This is a genomic window from Bordetella parapertussis (assembly GCF_020735925.1).
Classification (GTDB): Bacteria; Pseudomonadota; Gammaproteobacteria; order Burkholderiales; family Burkholderiaceae_B; genus Bordetella; species Bordetella pertussis.
Map to the genome: position 1 here is coordinate 4,078,635 of NZ_CP085971.1, position 18,366 is coordinate 4,097,000.

An 18,366-nucleotide genomic window follows, 5' to 3' on the forward strand; every position below is an offset into this window, starting at 1 on the left:
ATCGATGGACGAAAGCGCCGCCCTGCGCGCCTTCCAGGACGCATTGCGCACCCAGCGCCCCGAGTTCGGACAGTTTTTCCTGGCCCGCCTGCTGGGCCTGGACATCAGCTACCCCGACGGCCAGTGCCTGATCGTCTTCGAACCCCAGGATTTCCTGTTCAATCCGCAGGGCAGCCTGCACGGCGGCATCATCGCCACCGTGATGGACATCTCGATGGGACACCTGCTCAACCACGTGCAGGGCGCCGGCCTGACGCTGGAAATGAAGACCCAATACCTGAAGGCCGTACACCAGGGCACGGTGTACTGCCGCGGCGAGTTCCTGCAGCGCGGGCGCAGCGTCTCGTTCCTGAAGTCGACCCTGACCGACGCGCAAGGCGAGCCGCTGGCCATGGCCACCTCCACCTGGAAGGCGCTGTCGCCGGCGCGCGCGCCGGGCGTCGACGCCGCGGCGCGCTAGCCCCGGGACGCTACTGCGCGGTCGCGCCCGAGGCCTGCACCAGCCGGGCCTGGCGCGGAATTTCCGAATCCAGGTACTGCGCCAGGGCGGCCGGCTCGCCCGCCCGGATCTGGATGCCCATGGCCTCGATCTTCGGCCGCGCGCCCGGATCCTGCAGCACTTCGTTAAGCGTCTTGTTCATCGCCGCCAGCGCGGCGGCGTCCACGCCCTTGGGCGCCAGCAGCGCGAAGCAGGTGTCGCTGATCAGGTCGGCGCGGCCTTGCTCGACCGTGGCCGGCGCGTCGGGCAGCACCGAGGCGCGCTCCTTGGAAAACACCGCCAGCACTTTCATGTCGCCGGCGCGCACGTGCCCGACCGTCATCGGCACCACCGGGAAGATGGCGTCGAGCCGGCCCGCCTTCATGTCCGTCAACGCGGCGCCGGGGGTCTGGTAGGGAATGTGCACCAGGCCGTTGTCCATCTCGCGGCTGAGCATCTCGCCGGCGATGTGCCAGGAGCTGCCCACGCCGGTGGTGCCGTAGCTCAGCTTGCTCTTTCTCGTCTTGGCGTAGGCCTCGAACTCCGCGAGGCTGTTGGCCGGGAAGTCGCCGCTGACCGCCAGCACGTTGGGCGTGCAGCCCACCATGCCCACCGGCGCGAAGTCGGCGCGCGGGTCATAGCCCACGTCCTTGTACAGCGCCAGGTTGGTCGCCAGCGGGCCGGTCCACGAGATCACCATGGTGTAGCCGTCGGGCTGCGCCCGGGCCGCCTGGGCCATGCCCACGTTGCCGCCGGCGCCCGGCCGGTTCTGCACCACGATGGTCTGGCCCAGCCGCTGGCCCATTTCGAGCGCCAGCAGGCGCGCCAGCGGGTCGGACGAGCCGCCGGCGCCGGCCGGCAGCACCATGGTCAGCGCCTTGCGGGCCGGCCAGCCGTCCCCGGCCGCGGCGCCCGCGCCGTGAAACGCCAGCAGGCCAAGTACGAATGCAGCAGCGATGGGTCGCATGTTACGGATCCTCTCCGCGTCGGCGGATAGTGGTTGGTATCAATAGAGGGTGACTTGCATGTCGACCAGTTCGCGCGGCACCAGGCAGGAATTCAGCCCTATGACCGAACGCACGCGCGAGCCGCTTGCGCTGGTGGCCCATTTGCCGGTGCCCGACACGCCGTTGACGGCCAGCGGATCGATCTCCTTGCGCAGCTTCTCGGCCTCCTGCCGCTCGCGCGTCTTGAGCGCCACGCGCAGGATGACCTCGTAGGGTTCGCAGGCCGGCGCCGGGGTCGCCTCGCGGTGCACGGCGTTCATGCCCAGGTAGTCGAAGCGCAGTTCCTGCGCGTCCAGGCCGATGGCCTGGAAGCGCCGCTCCAGGATGTCCTGCGTCATGCGGGCGCGCCGCAGCGCCCCCGGGCCGGCGAAGATGACCATCTCCTCGGTCATGTAGCCTTCGCGCAGGCCCACCAGGGCCTTGAGCGTGGGCGGACGCGGCTGGCCCGCCTCGCCATGGATGAGCACGGCCACCTCGTCGGGCGCCGTCTGCACGAAATCCACCGCGCCCAGGTTGGTGACGCAGTCCGGCGCCAGGTAGCGCGACGGATCGGCCACTTCGTAGAGCAGCTGCTCCTTGCACGTGGCCGGCGTGAGCAGTCCGCCCGAGCCCGGCAGCTTGCTCAGCGTGATGGCTTGCTCGGACACCTCGGCGATGGGGTTGCCCAGGCGCTCCAGCCCGGGCACCTCCTTGTAGCCCGGGTCGGCGAAATAGCCGCCCGACAGCTGCGCGCCGCACTCCATGAGATGGCCGATGACCATGCCGCGCGCCATCTGCTCGTGGTCGTCGAGCGACCAGCCGAACTCAAACGCCAGCGGCCCGAGGTACAGGCAGGCGTCGGCCACGCGCGTGGTCAGCACCACATCGGCGCCGTCGGCCAGCGCGCGCACGATGCCTTCGCACCCCAGATAGGCTTCGGCCGAGACGATGCGGTCGCGGCTGCGTTCGACCGGCTCGCCGTCCTCGCTGTAGCGCAGCCCCAGGTCGGCGATGCGTCCGCTCAGCTCGCCGCCGCTGACCGCCGCCACTTTCAGGTCGGCGATGCCCAGCTGCGCGGCCAGCTCCTTGATCCGGCGCGCCGCGCCCCGCGGGTCCAGCCAGCCCTGGTTGCTGATGATGCGTATGCCCTTGGCCTTGCAGGCCGCCAGCACCGGCTCGAGCCGGGCCACCAGGTAGGGATCGTAGGCTGCCGTGCTGTCCGCATCCAGGCGCGCGACCTGCGCCGCGCTCATCGTCACCTCGGACATGGTTTCGAAGCACAGGTAATCCACCTTGCCGCGCTCGACCAGGTCCAGCGCCGGCTCGAAGCGGTCGCGCGACCACGCCGTGGCCGAGCCCAGGCGGACCGACCGGCCGCCGCGCGCGCCTGCGCCGGGCGCCGGCGGACTGTCCTGGTTGCGGGCGGCGCGGCCGACGTAGCCGTCGGGCACCCGCACCGGCAGCGACAGCATCAGCGACGACAGGGCCTTGCCCGATTCCTCGAACGCCAGCGTACGCGAACGGCCGCCTTCCAGCACTTCGTCCATGACGAAATTGAGCACGCCGATGCGCGGCACCTCGTAGCGCGCGATGCCGCCCTTGACGATGGGGCCGTACAGTTCGCGCACGCGCTCCACCGTAACCTGTTCGCGCAGCAGTTCGTAGTCGGCGGGGTCATAGGCGATGACCGACACCATGCTGCTGTTGCCCTTCTCGCCCGATCGCGAATGCGCGACCTCCCTCAATGCCATCGTCTGGTAGCCGGACAAGTCTGCCTCACTGAATGCTGGCGCCGGTCGCCTTGACGACCTCCGCCCATTTGTCGATATCCTTGCGCACGAAGGCGCGGAACTCCTCGGAAGAGTTGCCCACCATCGTGAATCCCTGCGGCGCGAGCTGCTTTTGCAGCGCCGGGTCGCGCGCGGCGGCGGCGACGGCCGCGTTGAGCCGCTCCACCACCGGCGCGGGCGTGCCGGCCGGCGCGAACAGCCCCATCCAGGCCGTGGCGTCGAAATCCGTGATGCCTTGCTCCGTGGAGGTCGGCACGTCCGGCAGCAGGGACGTGCGCTCGGGCGCCAGCACCGCCACCGCCTTGAGCTGGCCGCCCTGGATCTGCGAGACCAGCGCCGGCACCTGGTAGAACAGCAGCGGCACGTGGCCGGCGACCGTATCGGCCACCGCCTGCCCCACTTCCTTGTAGGGCACATGGTTCAGCGGCGCGCCGGTGCGCAGCTTGAGCAGCTCGCCGCCCATCTGGCCCGACGAGCCGATGCCGCCGGTGGCGAAGTTCAGGCCGCCGCGCTGCTTGGCCAGCTTCACCACGTCGGCCAGGTTCGAGACCGGCAGGTCGCGGTTGACGGCCAGCAGGTTGGGAAAATAGGCGACCAGGGAAATGGGCGCGAAGTCGCGCAGCACGTCGTACGGCAGGTTCTTCATCATCGACTGGTTGATCGAGTGCGATGAAATCGTTCCCATCACCAGCTGGTAGCCGTCGGGCGCGGCGTGCGCCACCTGCGCGCTGCCCACCGCCCCGCCCGCGCCCGCCTTGTTCTCGACGATGACAGGCTGGCCCAGCTGCGCCGAGACGTGCTTGGCCAGCACCCGGGTCAGGATGTCGGTGCTGGACCCCGCCCCATACGGAACAATGATGGTGACCGGCTTGGCCGGATACGCCCCGGCCGGGCCCGCCGCCTGCGCAGCCGGCCAGGCCAGCAGGCCCGCCGTGGCCAGCAGGCAGGCGCGCGCCACGCGGCGCCGCGCCAGGGAAAGCCCGCCTTTCAGGGCGCGCGTCGATACCACCTGCGGGCGGCATGCGCCGTCACGGGATGTCATGGCCTCAGTCTCCTCAATGCGCGTCGATGCGCGCTGCGAAGGCATGTTAGGCACGCCCCCGGCATGCCCACAAACGGTATATTTGCAACGACTGATAACCGGAGACGATCAGTGGACGAAAGCTGGCTGGGTGTACTGCGGCGCATCAATCTGAATCAGCTGGCCAGCTTCGCGGCGGTCGCCGACCGCGGCAGCTTCCGCGCCGCCGCAGCGCAGCTGCATATTTCGCAATCGACGCTGAGCGTACAGGTGCAGCAGCTGGAGGCCGCGCTGGGCGTCAAGTTGCTGCACCGCGATACCCGCACCGTACGGCTGACCGACGAAGGCCGGCGCCTGGAACAGGTGTTCTCGCTGTCCGGGCGCGAACTGGCGCGGGTGCTGGCGCAACTGCGCGACGAAGGCCGCCTGCAGAAAGGCGCCATCGTCCTGGCGGTGCTGCCCTCGCTGGCGGCGACCTTCCTGCCGCCGTTGATGCGGGCCTTCCAGACGCGCTTTCCGGGCATCCGCATCCGCATGCACGACGCCGACTCGCGCCGCGCCCACGAACAGATACAGCAGGGCGCGGTGGACATCGCCGTCACCTCGCGCAGCCCCCGCAACGTGGAGGTCGGGTTTCAGCCCCTGTTCGAGGAGCCGCTGCTGGCCGTCGTGCCCGCCGCCGATGCGCTGTTTCGCAGGCGCGCCAGCGCCAGCCTGGAATTGCTGGCGCGGCGGCCGCTGCTGCTCAACCCGCGCGGCGTCGACCTGCGCGAACGGCTCGAAACCCTGTTTCGCGCCGCCGGCATCGCCGCCGCGCCGGCTCAGGAGCTGACCGGCACGGCCTCGCTGGTCGCGCTGGCCGCCTCCGGCATGGGCGTCAGCATCCAGCCGCGCAGCTCGCTGTACGGGCTGGACCTGGGCGCCTGCCGCCTGTTGCCGCTGCGGCCGGCCGCGCTGCGCGAGATCGGCGTGATCACGCCGCCGGGGCGCACGCCCTCGCCCGCCACCGCCGCCTTCCACGACTACCTGGTCGAACATGCGGCATCGGTCGCCTGGCCGTTGCTCGGCGTGCCTGGCCCCCATGCGGGGACGGACACCGTCTTGACCGTCAACCGCTCTGGCGTATGACGGGGTGCCTGTCCCACATGAGGACTGGCACCTGCCCGTGCGTGTGCCTGTCCCCGCGGGGACAGGCACACCATGCCGCAGGCGCCGGTCTCCATGCGGGGACAGCCTCCCTAACCGGCCGCCGGCTTTTCCCGCTTACTCCACCGTCACGCTCTTGGCCAGGTTGCGCGGCTTGTCCACGTCGGTGCCGCGCACGCACGCCGTGTGGTACGACAGCAGCTGCAGCGGGATCGTGTGCACGATGGGCGAGAGCGCGCCGTAGTACTCGGGCATGCGGATCACATGCATGCCCTCGGCGTTGGCGATCTTGCTGTCGGCATCGGCAAACACATACAGCTCGCCGCCGCGCGCGCGCACTTCCTGCATGTTGGATTTCAGCTTCTCCAGCAACGCGTCCTTGGGCGCGATCGTGACCACCGGCATGTGCTCGGTCACCAGCGCCAGCGGGCCGTGCTTGAGTTCGCCGGCCGGATAGGCCTCGGCGTGGATATAGCTGATTTCCTTCAGCTTGAGCGCGCCTTCCAGCGCGATCGGATAGTGCATGCCGCGCCCCAGGAACAGCGCGTTTTCCTTGGACGCGAAGCGGTCGGCCCAGGCCATGATCTGCGGCTCCAGCGCCAGCACCGCGCCGATGGCCGCGGGCAGGTGGCGCAAGGCCTTCAGGTGCTCGGCCTCCTGCTCCTCGGTGAGGCGGCCGCGCGTCTGCGCCAGGGCCAGCGTCAGCAGGAACAGCGCGGTCAGCTGCGTGGTGAAGGCCTTGGTCGACGCCACGCCGATCTCGACGCCCGCGCGGGTGATGTACGCCAGCTCGCACTCGCGCACCATGGCGCTGGTGGCCACGTTGCACACCGTCAGCGTGTGCTGCATGCCCAGCGAACGCGCATGCTTGAGCGCGGCCAGGGTGTCGGCGGTTTCGCCCGACTGCGAGATGGTGACCACCAGCGCATTGGGGTTGGGCACGCTGTCGCGATAGCGATACTCGCTGGCGATTTCCACCGCCACCGGGATGCGGGCGATGGACTCGATCCAGTACTTGGCGGTCAGGCCGGCGTAGTAGCTGGTGCCGCAGGCCAGGATCAGCAGCGAATCGATCTCCTTGAAGACCTTGTACGCGCCGTCGCCGAACAGCTCGGGCGTGATCGACTCGATGTCCTGCAGCGTGTCGCCCACGGCGCGCGGCTGCTCGAAGATCTCTTTCTGCATGAAGTGGCGGTACGGGCCCAGCTCGGCCGCGCCGGTGTGCACCTGCACCGTGTGCGCCTTGCGCTCGACCTGCTTGCCGGCCTGGTCGACGATCCACACGCGGGCCAGCTGCAGGTCGACCACGTCGCCGTCTTCCAGGTAGATGATCTGGTCGGTCGTGCCGGCCAGGGCCAGCGCGTCGGAGGCCAGGAAGTTCTCGTTCTGGCCCAGCCCGACCACCAGCGGCGAACCCTGGCGGGCCCCGACCACGCGGTGCGGCTCGTCGCGGCAGAACACGGCGATGGCGTAGGCGCCCTGCAGGCGGCGCACGGCCTGCTGCACCGCCTCGAACAGATCGCCCGCATACAGGTGGTTGACCAGGTGCGCGATGACCTCGGTGTCGGTCTGGCTTTCGAACACGTAGCCCACGCCCTGCAGCTCCTGGCGCAGCTCTTCGTGGTTCTCGATGATGCCGTTGTGCACCAGCGCGATGCGCGGCTCGTCCTTGCCCTGCGCCGAGAAATGCGGGTGGGCGTTGTAGGTGGCGGGAATGCCGTGCGTGGCCCAGCGCGTGTGGGCGATGCCGGTGAAGCCGCCCAGCTTGTCTTCGGCGACCTGCTCGGACAGTTCCGCCACGCGCTTGGTGCTGCGCGTGCGACGCAGGTGGCCGTCCATATACAGGGCGACGCCGCACGAATCGTAGCCGCGGTACTCGAGGCGCTTGAGGCCTTCAATCAGGATCGGGGTAATGTCGCGCTGGGCGACGGCGCCAACAATGCCGCACATGGGTGGACTCCTAAGAATTCAGGTTCGGACGCATTGTGCGCTGCCCGCCAAGAAATTAGATTTCTTAATTCTACGAATTTTGGAAGGTTATTTTCTTACAGAAACATGATTAAATATAATTTCTTCCGGAGCGTTATTTTGAATTAATCATGCAAAACACGCCTAATCCTTCCGTCCCTTTGGATGACCTGGACCGCCGCATCCTCGACCAAATGCAGCGTGACTGCGCCCTGACCAACCAGGAACTGGCCGCGCGCGTGCACGCCTCGCCGCCGACCTGCCTGCGCCGGGTGCGCCGCCTGGTGGACGAAGGCGTGATCGAAAAGCAGGTGGCCATCGTCGCGCCGGCCAAGGTGGGCAGCACGCTGACGGCCATCGTGGAAATCACGCTGGACGTGCAGGCGGCCGAACGCCTGGCCGAATTCGAGGCCAGCCTGCTGGACGAACCGGCGGTGCTGCAGTGCTACCGCGTCTCGCCCGGCCCGGACTTCGTGGTGATCGTACAGGTGGCCGACATGCCGGCCTACCACGCCCTGGCCCACCGGGTGTTCACCGCCCAGGCCAATGTGCGCAACGTGCGCACCTTTTTCTCGGTGCACCGCGCCAAGTTCGAGACGCGCATCGGGATCGGCGGGTAGGCCACGGGCCGGCCGTACCAATCACTGCTGGACTTCCAGCAGGCCGGCCGCCCCCATGCCGCCACCCACGCACATGGTCACCACCACGTAGCGCGCCCCCCGGCGGCGGCCCTCGATCAGTGCGTGGCCGACCATCCTGGCGCCGCTCATGCCAAATGGATGGCCGATCGAGATCGCGCCGCCGTCGACGTTCAGGCGGGCGTCGGGAATACCCAGCCGGTCCCGGCAATAAAGCACCTGGCAGGCAAAGGCCTCGTTGAGTTCCCACAGATCGATGTCGTCGACCGTCAGGCCATGGCGTTCGAGTAGCCTGGGCACCGCCAGCACGGGCCCGATACCCATTTCCTGCGGCTCGCATCCGGCGGTGGCGAAGCCGCGGAACACCCCCAGCGGTTCCAGGCCGCGTCGGGCAGCCTCGCGGCCGGACATCAGGACGCAGGCCGCGGCCCCATCGGACAACTGGCTGGCGTTGCCTGCGGTCACGAATTGCCCGTCGCCACGCACAGGCGCCAACCGGGCAAGATTGTCGAGCGAGGTATCCGGACGAGCGCCCTCGTCCCGCGCGCACTCCACCTGTCGCAGCACGGCCTCGCCGGTGGCCGGGTCGATCGTGCGCATGGTCGTGCGGATCGGCGCGATCTCGTGCTCGAATCTGCCAGCCTCTTGCGCGGCCGCGGTCAGGCGCTGGCTGCGCAACGCGTATTCATCCTGGGCCTCGCGCGTAATACCGTAGCGTTGCGCGACCAGATCCGCCGTCTCGATCATGGTCATGTCTATGCCCGGCAAGTGCGCCGACAGCCATTCGTTGCGGTGCGACGACCTGTTGATATGGTCCAGCACCAGGCTGACCGACTCGACACCGCCGGCCACGATCGCCGGCACGCCTTCGGTACGGATCCGGCCGGCCGCGATTGCGATCGCCTGCAGGCCGGAGCTGCAGGCGCGCTGCACCGTCATGCCCGAAACCGTGACCGGCATGCCGGCCCGCAGCGCGCTCAACCGGGCGACGTTCCTGCCGGTCCCGCCTTCCGGGTAGCCGCATCCGAGAATGACATCCTCGACCTCGCCCGCCTCCAGGCCGGCCCGCAGGACGGCATGGCGTATGGCATGGGCGCCAAGGTCGGCGCCGTGCGTCAGATTGAGCGCCCCGCGGCGGGCCTTGCCGATCGGCGTGCGGGCCGTCGATACGATGACTGCATCAAGCATCTTCGAGTCTCCTGTCGAGAATGTGCCGGTCATGCCTGGCGCGCGGCATGCAGCGAGGCAAACCCGGCACCGCGGGTAGCGAGATCGCGCAACAACGGCGCCGGCTGCAACGAAGCGTCCTCCAGGGCGTCGGCCAGGCGGGCGAGCCGGTCGCACACGCTGGCCAACCCTACCCGTTCGGCATGGAACATGGGCCCGCCGCGCCGTGCCGGCCAGCCGAAGCCGTGGACCCAGATCAGGTCGATGTCGCTAGCCCGCCGCGCAACGCCATCCTGCAATACACGCGCGCCTTCGTTGATCACCGGCAGGATCAGCCGGTCGGTAATCGTGGCGAGATCGAACGATTGGCGGCGTATGCCCAGTTGTTCCGCCATGCGCCGGATCAGCGCTTCGACCTCGGGGTCCGGGACGGCGACGCGGCTGCCAGGCGCATAGGAGAAATATCCGCGGCCAACCTTCTGGCCAAACCTGCCAAGTTCGCACAGGGCATCGGCAATGGGGGAGCGTGCTCCCTTGCCACGCCGGATGCGCCAACTGATGTCCAGGCCCGCCAGGTCGGTGGCCGCGCACGGCCCCATGCTGAACCCGAACTCGCGCGCGGCCTGGTCGATGTCCTGCGGCAACGCGCCGTGTTGCAGCAGCAACTCTATCTGACGGGCGCGGTGGGCCGACATGCGGTTGGCGACGAATCCATCGCATACGCCAACCGTTACGCATACCTTGCCCATGCGGCGGCCCAATGCCAGCACCGCTCCCAGCGTCCGTGGCGCGGTGCGCGCGCCGCGCACCACCTCCAGCAGGCGCATCACGTTGGCCAGGCTGAAGAAATGGGTGCCCACGACATCCTGCGGCCGCCGGGTCGCGGCGGCGATCGCGTCGACATCGAGCGTGGACGTGTTGGTCGCCAGGACAGCCCCGGGCCGCACAATGCTATCGAGCTGGCGGAAAATCGCCTGCTTGATCGCGAGATCCTCGAAGGCGGCCTCGACCACCACGTCGGCCTCGGCTGCCGCCTGCATGTCGCTGGCAGGCGAGATCCGTGCCACGGCATCCCGTGCCGCCGCCTCCGTCATGCGGCCGCGCGCAGCAAGCGACCGGTAATGCGCGCGAATCGCTTCAAGCGCCCTGTCCAGGCTGGCCTGCTCGACATCGATCAATCGCACGCGCAATCCCGCATCGGCCAGCGCGATGGCGATGCCCCGGCCCATCGTCCCCGCGCCGACCACGGCGGCATCGTGCGCCATCGGCGGCGCGGACGTGGCGTCATCGAGCCCGACGCGCCTGGCTGAACGCTCGGCGAAAAACAGCGCGCGCAACGCGCGCGACTCTTCGCCGTCGCGCAATCGGGCGAACAGCTCGCGTTCGAGCGCCCGGCCGCGGGCAAAGTCCGGCTGCGCCGCTGCCGACAAGGCCTCCACGGCCGGCGCGCCCGCCTGGGGTGCGCGCAACGCGGCAGGACGGGACTCGGCAATCTTGCGCAGGTCCTGCCCGGTCTGCGGCGACATGGGCGGATGCGCCAACGTGCTGGCACGGCGCACGCCTGCAGAACTATCGGCCAGGGATGCCGCGAATTCAATGGCCCGTTCACGCAGCCTGTCCGGCCAGACAGCGTCGAGCAGGCCCGACTCGCGCGCCGTCTCGGCATCGATCGTCGCGCCGGACAGGATGAGTTCGGCGGCCGCCTCCAATCCGATGAGACGGGGCAGGCGCTGCGTGCCGCCTCCGCCAGGAATCAGCCCCAGGGTGATCTCCGGCAGTCCGAGCCGGCATCCCGCCAGCGCGACGCGGCCATGGCATGCAAGCGCGAGTTCCAGTCCGCCACCGAGCGCCTGGCCATGCAGCGCCGCCACGACAGGCTTGCGGCACGATTCGATCACGGCGGGCACATCGATTGCCTCGGCAGCGCCCTTCGCACGCGCAAACTCCCGGATATCCGCGCCGGCGACGAACGTGTTGCCCTCGCACGCCAACACCACCGCCCGCACTGCGGGGTCCGCTTCCGCCTCGCGCAGCGCCGAGCACAGGCCGGCACGTACCGTATCCGACAGTGCGTTGACCGGCGGATTGTCGACGCTCAGGACGGCTACGTTCCGATGCCGGGCAACGCTCACCACCGGCTTGATGTGTTCGAAGTCCGGGTTCGTCATTCTCGACCTGCCTCCAGCTGGTTGGAAATGCTACGTGTAGCGAAATCGCCACGTTGGCCTGGGCAACGTGGACAGCATGAAATCTACACGCCTAACCTCGCCGCAATCAGGCCAAGTATTCGCATATTCGAATTGTTCATTCATAAGCATGAATACTGCGCTCAGCCGTTGATTCGATGTTCGCGGCCTGGGTACTCTTCGTTCCATCAGAACTGGCGCATACCTCGAAGCCGGTCGCATACACGGAGACAACACGCATGCCGCTGGCGAATCATGAAGTTTCACCATCACGGCCCCGCACCGCGGACGCGGCCGAATCGATTCCGAACGACTGCCGGGGCCAGAACTTCTGGCGCCTCGATCCATCGCTGCGCCAACTGCTGGCGCTTTGCGCCGATACCGAAGAGTTGCGCCATTTCACGCCGCACTTCGACCGGCTCGGCGAGCTGGCCGGCAACACGCTGGACGAACTGGCGGACGCCGCGGACAAGCATCCGCCGACGCTGGCGCCGCGCGACCGCCACGGCCGCGACGTCGACCGCATCGACTACCACCCGGCATACCGGGAAATGGAGCGGATCGCGTTCAGCGAGTTCGGCATGGCCGCGATCGGCCACAAGCCCGGCGTGCTCGGCTGGCCTGGCCACGCGTCGCCACTGGTCAAGTACACGCTGACCTACCTGTTCTCGCAGGCGGAGTTCGGCTTGCTGTGCCCCGTCAATGGCAACGATGCGGCGGTCGGCATGATCCATGCGTTACGCCGACGACACACTCAAGCAACGCATGGCCGGCATGCTCAGCCAGGATATGCGTACCCTGCTGAAAATTGGCCATTTCATGACAGAGCGCACCGGCGGCTCCGACCTCGCCGGGATCGGCACCCATGCCCGGTTCGACGGGAGCGCATGGAAGATATATGGCGAGAAATGGTTCTGCAGCGCCATCGACGCCGATTACGTGCTGGTGCTGGCGCGTCCGGAAGGCGCCCCGGCGGGAACGCGCGGCCTTGGCATGTTCGTCGTCCCTCGCTTGCTGGAAGACGGCACTCGCAATCGCTACCGCATCGCGCGGCTCAAGAACAAGCTGGGCACCCGTTCGATGGCCACCGGCGAGGTCGTCTTCGACGGCGCCCTCGCCCATGCCATCGGCCAGGGCAGGGACGGCATACGGTACGCCGCCCTGCCCATCAACGCCTCGCGGCTCTCGCACGGCGTGCGCGCAGCCGGCATGATGCGCCGGTGCCTGAACGAATCCCTGCATTTCGCCCGCCGTCGCGCCGCCTTCGGCAAACCGGTGATCGCGCATCCGCTGATGAAACGCAGCCTGTTGAAGATCATGGTGCCCACCGAGCAGGCGTTGTCGGCATGCATGTTTGTTGCCTCGACGATGCACCGCGCCGGCGCGGACGATCCGCGGGACAGGAAGATCGTGCGGCTGGCCACCGCGCTGCTGAAGTTCCGAGCCTGCCGCGACAACGCGACGGTCGCCACCGCAGCGATGGAAGTGCGCGGCGGCAGCGGCTACATCGAAGAATGGATCAATGCTCGTCTGGTGCGCGATGCCCAGACCGGGCTGCTGTGGGAAGGCACCAGCAACATCAACGCGCTCGACATCGTCACCCGCGCGGTGGCCAGGGATGCCGCCCATGAGGCGTTGCGCCAGCGCCTCATGGAGCTGGCTCGCGATGCCCGCGTGCCGCCACGCCACGGCGCGGCGCTGACGCAGGCCGTAGAGGAAGCCGTCGCACGTATCGCCGCGATCGCCGCCGATCCACAGCTCGAACACCTTGCGCGGTCGGCCTCCTCGCGTCTTTATCACGTGATGACCGCCGTGCTGCTCGCCCACGAAGGCGCCATGCTGGCCGCCAGGACCGGCGATGCCCGCAGGCTGCTCCTGAGCTGGATGGTGCTGATGCATCGCATCGAACATGCCGAGCCATTCGATGGCGAGCATGCCCGGCGCGAGTCGCGCGCCGCCGACCTGCTGCTGGACGTCGACCGACCCGTGACGCTGGAAGCCCTGCACGCCGTGACCGGCATGCTCGACGCCAACGCCGCATGAACGCCTGCAAACGCATCGCCAGCAGCCACCCGTTGGCCCACGAGATTTCCGCCGCACCCATTTTCCGATCAGGAGCCATCCATGCAGAAAAAACGTAGAGCGCTGTTGTCCCTGCTTGGCGCCAGTGCGTTCCCGGCCTTGGCCGGACAGGCCTTCGGCCAGGGGCCGGCGTGGCCGACCCGCCATCTGCGCTTCATCTCCGGCGGCGCCGCGGGAGGCACCAGCGACATCGTGGCGCGCAACCTGCAGGAACCGCTGCAAAGCAAGTTCGGACAGTCCGTGGTGATCGAGAACATGCCGGGGGTCGGCGGCCTGATCGGCGCCGGCAACGCCGCGCGGGCCACCGACGGCCACACCTTCTTCGTCTCGAACCTGGCCTCCAACGTACTGAGTGTGCTGCTGTACGAGAAAGTGCCGTTCGACTGGCATACCGACCTGCCGGGCGTGGCGCGGTGCTGCACGCTGCCCAACGGCTTGTTCGTGCGCTCGGATACCGGCATCACCAGCGCGCAGCAGCTGTTCGACACGCTGCGCAAGGATCCCGAAAAACGCGTATTCAGCTCCGCGGCGATCGGCACGACCTCGCACCTTTCGTGCGTGATGCTGGGCCAGCGCCTGGGCATCGATCTGCTGCACATTCCCTTCAAGGGCGCCGCGGGCAACATGCTGGGCCTGCTGCAGGGCGATGTGTTCTTCACCATCGAGAACATTCCCACCTTCGCGGCCCTGGTCAAGGAAGGGCGCCTGCGGCTGCTGGCCGTATCCACCGCCGAGCGCTCGCCCAACTTCCCGGACGTCCCCACCATCCAGGAGTCCGGCATCGAGAATTTCGACGTCTTCTCCTGGTTCGGCATTTCGGCGGCACGCAGCACCCCGCGCGCAGCCATCGACGCCGTGGCGGCGGAGATCCTGGGCCAACTGGCCGAACCTGCCATGCAAACCCGTTTCGAGAACCTCGGGATGACCGTCGCCGGACTCGGCCCCGACGCCTACGACAAGTTCATCGCCTCCGAGATGGCCGACTGGGGAGCAACGGTCAAGGCCGCCGGCCTCAAGCCGGCCAAATAGCCAGTCCCTACCCACCCGCGACGACTCCGACTCATCCAACGCCCCTGCCGCATGCCGACCCCATCCCAATCCCGCCGTCCCGGTTCCGGGCACACGTTGACCGCCCTGTTCGAGCCCCGCTCGGTCGCCGTCGTGGGCGCATCGGACGATCCGTCGAAAATCGGCGGCCGCCCCCTGCACCTGTTGAAGGCGGCGCGCTTCGCGCTACCGATCTACCCCGTCAATCCCGCGCGCAGCGTGGTGCAGGGACTGGACGCCTACGCCCGTATCACCGAAACGCCGACTCGGCCGGATCTGGCCATCGTCGCGGTGCCGGCGGCGCATGTCCTGGCCACATTCGACGACGTCGTTGCGGCTGGCGCGCGCGCGGCCATTGTCTACACCTCCGGCTTTGCCGAAATCGGCGCCGAGGGTGTCAAGGTACAGGCCGAATTGACGGCCCGGGCGCGCGCCAGCGGCGTGCGCGTACTGGGGCCAAACTGCCTGGGCGTGATCAACACCCGCAGCAAGCTGATCGCCACGTTCAGCGGCGCGGTGGGACATGCTCCCCCGAGGCCCGGATCCATAGGGCTGGCCAGCCAGTCCGGCGCACTGGGCGCCCACTGCCTGGTGCTGGCCGAACGCCGCGGCATCGCCTTCAGCGTCTGGGCGACCAGCGGCAACGAAAGCGACATCGATGTGGCCGAGCTGATTGCCTACATGGCGACCGACCCGGGCACCCACGTGATCGTGGCTTGCATCGAGGGCGTGCGCGACGCCGGCCGCCTGATCGAGGCGCTGGAACTGGCGCGCACGCACGGCAAGCAGATCGTGATGATGAAGGTAGGATCGTCGCCGATCGGCGCGGCCGCCGCGGCGTCGCATACGGCATCGATGGTGGGCTCCGATCAGGTCTTCGACGCCGTGCTGCGCGAGTTCGGTGTGTACCGCGCGCATTCGATCGAAGACATGTTCGACGTCGCCTATGCACTGACCGTGCACCAGAGCCCCCGCGGCCGCTCGCTGGCCGTCGTTACCACGTCGGGCGGGGTAGGCGTGCTGCTGGCCGACGAAGCCGAGCGGCTGGGCGTGGACATGCCGGAGTTGCCCGCGATCGCCCAGGCTCGCATCCGTGAATTGCTGCCCTATGCAGGCACGCGCAATCCGGTCGACGTCACCGCGCAGATCACCAACACGCCGGAGATTCTGGGGCCCATGCTCGACGCGCTGCTGGCCTCCGGGACGGTCGGCTCCTTGCTGCTTTTCCTGTCCCACCTCGGGCTGAACGCCGCGATGATGCGGCGCCTGATGCCAGCCCTGACTGCGCTCTCGAAGCGGCCGGACCCTCAGGTGCGCGTGGCTTGCCTGCTGGCCTGCGACGAGGTGCGCCAGGAACTGGAGGCCCTGGGCTTCAGTGTGTTCGAGGATCCGACCCGGGCTATCCGCACCGTGGCGGCCTTGATGGAGATTGCGGCGGCACAGGCGCAGGCGCGCCCGGCGCGGACGCTGCCGCGGCTACCCGATACCGCCCATGCCGTCACGCCCGGCATGCAATACAGCGAGACCGAGGCCAAGCGCCTGGTACGGTCGATCGGCATCCAGACCCTGCCCGAGCGTATCGCGCAGGATCCCGCCCAAGCCGCGGCAATCGCCACCGAGCTGGGCTTTCCGGTGGCGCTGAAAATCGTGTCGCCCGAGATTCTCCACAAATCGGACGTCGGCGGCGTGCAGCTCGCCGTGCAGACAGCCGACGAGGCGCGCTCCGTCTACACATCCATGATGGCGCGAGTGCGGCGCAACTGTCCGCAAGCGCGCATCGACGGCATCGCGATAGCCCCGATGGCGCGTCCCGGCGTGGATCTGATCCTGGGCTGCATCCAGGACCCGACCTTCGGGCCCTGCCTGATGCTGGGCAGCGATGGCGTCTACACCGAGATCCTTGCCGATGCCGTGATCCGGCGGGCGCCTTTCGACGCCGCGACGGCCCGCTCGATGATCGCGCAGCTCAAAGGCGCGCCGCTGCTCGACGGTGCGCGCGGCATGCCACGCGCCGACACCGATGCCCTGGCGCAGGCCGTTGCGCTGCTTTCGGTCTACGCGCATGCCAATCGTCGCCACATCGAAAGCCTGGAGATCAATCCATTGCGGGTACTTCCCGCGGGCCAGGGCGTCGTGGCGCTGGATGCGCTGGCCACGACCGTACGGCATCCGACGGAGCCCGGCGAAGCGACGGTTTGTCCTGCACAGGAAGCGCACTCATGAACGACATGCATCACTTCACGACCGCCATCTCGAAGATCGTCAGCACGCCACAGGAAGAAGAGACCATCATCCGCGGACATCGCCTGTCCGACCTCATTCGCGAACAGCCGTTCGTGGCATCGGCCTTCCTGCTCCTGACCGGCCGGCTGCCCGACGCGGGCGAAGCGCGTACGCTGGATGCCGTGCTGACCGCGTGCGTGGACCATGGCGTGACGCCGGCGGCGGCCATCGGCCGCACCTTCGCCTCCTACGGGGCGCCCATCGCCCAGGCCATGGTGGGCGCGGCGCTGCTGTACGGCGACGTGGCCGGCGGCGTCGGCGACCCATTGGCTGCCATGATGAAGCAGGCCATCGCCGACGCCGGCGCGCGCAACGGCGCACCCGGCGAGCACGACGTCGATGCCGCCGCCGGGAACCTGGTCGCCGCGGCCCTGCGGGCCGGCGGGCGCATGCCCGGCTTCGGCAATCCGCCGCACGCCAGGGATCCGCGCCCGCGCGTCCTGCTGGAGGTAGCGCGCCGCGCCGGCACCGCGGGCATCCACTGCGAACTGCTGCTCGCGGCCGAACGCCATCTCGCCGCCGCCAAGGGCAGGGATATCCCCATCAACATCGACGGCATCGTGGCGGCCTTGGCACTCGACCTGGGATTGCCCGACGGCTGCGCCGCCGCGCTGGTGATGATCGCCAGGAAGTTCAGCGTCCTGACGCACTACCTGGAAGAAAAGGGGCAGAATACGAAGTGGCGTCATGTCCCCCAGGAGTGCGTGCACTACACCGGGCCCATGCCGTCATGATCGGCGCGCTGCGACATGCCTGCCCTGGTTCGCGCGCCGCGGCGTTCGTTCTTTCGGGTCTCCAAACCATGACCAACGAAGTCAAATCGGCCGTCCGTGTCATCCAGATCCTCGAATACTTCGACACCGTGCGCCGCGAGGCCGGCGTACTGGAGATTTCGCGCGCACTGGGTTTCCCGGCATCCAGCACGGCCGGCATCCTGCGCAGCCTGCAGCGGCTCAGCTACCTGGTCCAGGACGAGCAACGGCTCTATCGTCCGACCCCGCGCGTGACATTGCTGGGCAGCTGGATCGACCCGCTGCTCGCCCACGACGGCCCCCTGATGGCGCTGATGAGCCATTTGTCCAAGGCAACGGGCGAAACCATCATCCTGGCCCTGCAAGTGGATGCCGGCGCCCGCTACATCCACATCATTCCCTCGACGCAGCGCGTACGCCTGCATGTCAACGTCGGAGACGTACGCCCTTTGCTGACCTCCGGAACCGGCAGGCTGTTCGTCTCGACGATGGAGCCCGACCAGGTGCGGCGCGCCGTATTCCGGCACAACGCCTTGCGCGGCGCCAACGAGCCCGAGATCAATCTGTCCACCGTCACGCGCGACGCCACCCAGATACGCAAGAACGGCTATGCCACATCGCTAGACCGGCTCGTGCCAGGGGTAGGCATCATCGCGGCCTTGCTGCCGGAACGCGAAGGCACCCGGCCCATGGCGGTGGCCGTCGGCGGCCCCAGCGTGACGATACGCGCGCGCACCGCCGAACTTGCGTCGCTGCTCAGGGAGGGCATCGGGCAGTATCTCCCGCACCTGGGCAACGCAGGCGACCAATCGTAATTCCGCC

Annotated in this window: 14 protein-coding genes and 1 pseudogene; 9 read left to right on the forward strand and 6 right to left on the reverse strand. The window is 68.4% G+C overall.

Translation table 11 applies throughout. The features are described 5' to 3' along the window. Nucleotides 1-4 precede the first annotated feature (4 nt). Nucleotides 5-460 (forward strand): PaaI family thioesterase, encoded by a 456-nt coding sequence (locus tag LK409_RS19265; protein ID WP_010929444.1) that lies wholly within the window; start codon nucleotides 5-7, stop codon nucleotides 458-460. Nucleotides 461-470: 10 nt separating this feature from the next. Here LK409_RS19265 and LK409_RS19270 read toward each other — a convergent pair whose 3' ends face one another. The 3 genes from LK409_RS19270 to LK409_RS19280 are packed head-to-tail and all read right to left on the reverse strand — an operon-like array spanning nucleotide 471 to nucleotide 4,296. Beyond that, nucleotides 471-1,445, reverse strand: a complete 975-nt coding sequence (locus tag LK409_RS19270; protein WP_010929445.1) for a tripartite tricarboxylate transporter substrate binding protein — start codon at nucleotides 1,443-1,445, stop codon at nucleotides 471-473. A 39-nt stretch (nucleotides 1,446-1,484) separates the two neighbouring features. Next, the gene (locus LK409_RS19275; RefSeq protein WP_010929446.1) at nucleotides 1,485-3,233 is read right to left on the reverse strand and encodes an acyclic terpene utilization AtuA family protein; all 1,749 of its coding nucleotides are present in this window, start codon (nucleotides 3,231-3,233) and stop codon (nucleotides 1,485-1,487) included. 7 nt (nucleotides 3,234-3,240) lie between these two features. Continuing rightward, the gene (locus tag LK409_RS19280; protein WP_010929447.1) at nucleotides 3,241-4,296 is read right to left on the reverse strand and encodes a Bug family tripartite tricarboxylate transporter substrate binding protein; all 1,056 of its coding nucleotides are present in this window, start codon (nucleotides 4,294-4,296) and stop codon (nucleotides 3,241-3,243) included. 111 nt (nucleotides 4,297-4,407) lie between these two features. Here LK409_RS19280 and LK409_RS19285 point away from each other — a divergent pair, with 111 nt between their 5' ends. Beyond that, entirely contained in the window at nucleotides 4,408-5,403 is a 996-nt protein-coding gene (locus tag LK409_RS19285) for a LysR family transcriptional regulator (RefSeq protein ID WP_041937318.1), read from the forward strand. Nucleotides 5,404-5,538: 135 nt separating this feature from the next. On the opposite strand, the gene glmS is transcribed toward LK409_RS19285, so the two are convergent. Further along, complete coding sequence (gene glmS / locus LK409_RS19290) at nucleotides 5,539-7,371, reverse strand: glutamine--fructose-6-phosphate transaminase (isomerizing) (protein WP_003815700.1); 1,833 nt, start codon at nucleotides 7,369-7,371, stop codon at nucleotides 5,539-5,541. 149 nt (nucleotides 7,372-7,520) lie between these two features. Between glmS and LK409_RS19295 the strand changes: the two genes are divergently transcribed. After that, nucleotides 7,521-8,009, forward strand: a complete 489-nt coding sequence (locus LK409_RS19295; protein ID WP_003815701.1) for an Lrp/AsnC family transcriptional regulator — start codon at nucleotides 7,521-7,523, stop codon at nucleotides 8,007-8,009. 21 nt (nucleotides 8,010-8,030) lie between these two features. On the opposite strand, the gene LK409_RS19300 is transcribed toward LK409_RS19295, so the two are convergent. Both LK409_RS19300 and LK409_RS19305 read right to left on the reverse strand, forming a co-directional pair. Further along, nucleotides 8,031-9,215: an acetyl-CoA C-acyltransferase gene (locus tag LK409_RS19300; protein ID WP_033451441.1), complete on the reverse strand. Its 1,185-nt coding sequence runs from the start codon at nucleotides 9,213-9,215 to the stop codon at nucleotides 8,031-8,033. A 29-nt stretch (nucleotides 9,216-9,244) separates the two neighbouring features. Further along, nucleotides 9,245-11,362, reverse strand: coding sequence for a 3-hydroxyacyl-CoA dehydrogenase NAD-binding domain-containing protein (locus LK409_RS19305; protein ID WP_010929449.1), 2,118 nt, complete (start codon nucleotides 11,360-11,362; stop codon nucleotides 9,245-9,247). A gap of 257 nt (nucleotides 11,363-11,619) precedes the next feature. Here LK409_RS19305 and LK409_RS19310 point away from each other — a divergent pair. The 6 genes and pseudogenes from LK409_RS19310 to LK409_RS19335 all read left to right on the forward strand — a co-directional run. Continuing rightward, a pseudogene (locus tag LK409_RS19310) lies at nucleotides 11,620-12,063 on the forward strand (DNA alkylation response protein); the annotation flags it as partial. Nucleotides 12,064-12,112: 49 nt separating this feature from the next. After that, complete coding sequence (locus LK409_RS19315) at nucleotides 12,113-13,423, forward strand: acyl-CoA dehydrogenase family protein (protein WP_226376448.1); 1,311 nt, start codon at nucleotides 12,113-12,115, stop codon at nucleotides 13,421-13,423. A gap of 81 nt (nucleotides 13,424-13,504) precedes the next feature. Then, on the forward strand, nucleotides 13,505-14,491 hold the full coding sequence (locus LK409_RS19320) for a Bug family tripartite tricarboxylate transporter substrate binding protein (RefSeq protein ID WP_003815708.1): 987 nt from the start codon (nucleotides 13,505-13,507) through the stop codon (nucleotides 14,489-14,491). 51 nt (nucleotides 14,492-14,542) lie between these two features. Continuing rightward, nucleotides 14,543-16,732: an acetate--CoA ligase family protein gene (locus LK409_RS19325; protein ID WP_010929450.1), complete on the forward strand. Its 2,190-nt coding sequence runs from the start codon at nucleotides 14,543-14,545 to the stop codon at nucleotides 16,730-16,732. After that, nucleotides 16,729-17,526, forward strand: coding sequence for a citryl-CoA lyase (locus LK409_RS19330; protein ID WP_010929451.1), 798 nt, complete (start codon nucleotides 16,729-16,731; stop codon nucleotides 17,524-17,526). Before LK409_RS19325 ends, LK409_RS19330 begins: the two co-directional genes overlap by 4 nt. After that, complete coding sequence (locus LK409_RS19335; protein ID WP_003815714.1) at nucleotides 17,523-18,359, forward strand: IclR family transcriptional regulator; 837 nt, start codon at nucleotides 17,523-17,525, stop codon at nucleotides 18,357-18,359. Before LK409_RS19330 ends, LK409_RS19335 begins: the two co-directional genes overlap by 4 nt. Nucleotides 18,360-18,366: the final 7 nt, after the last annotated feature.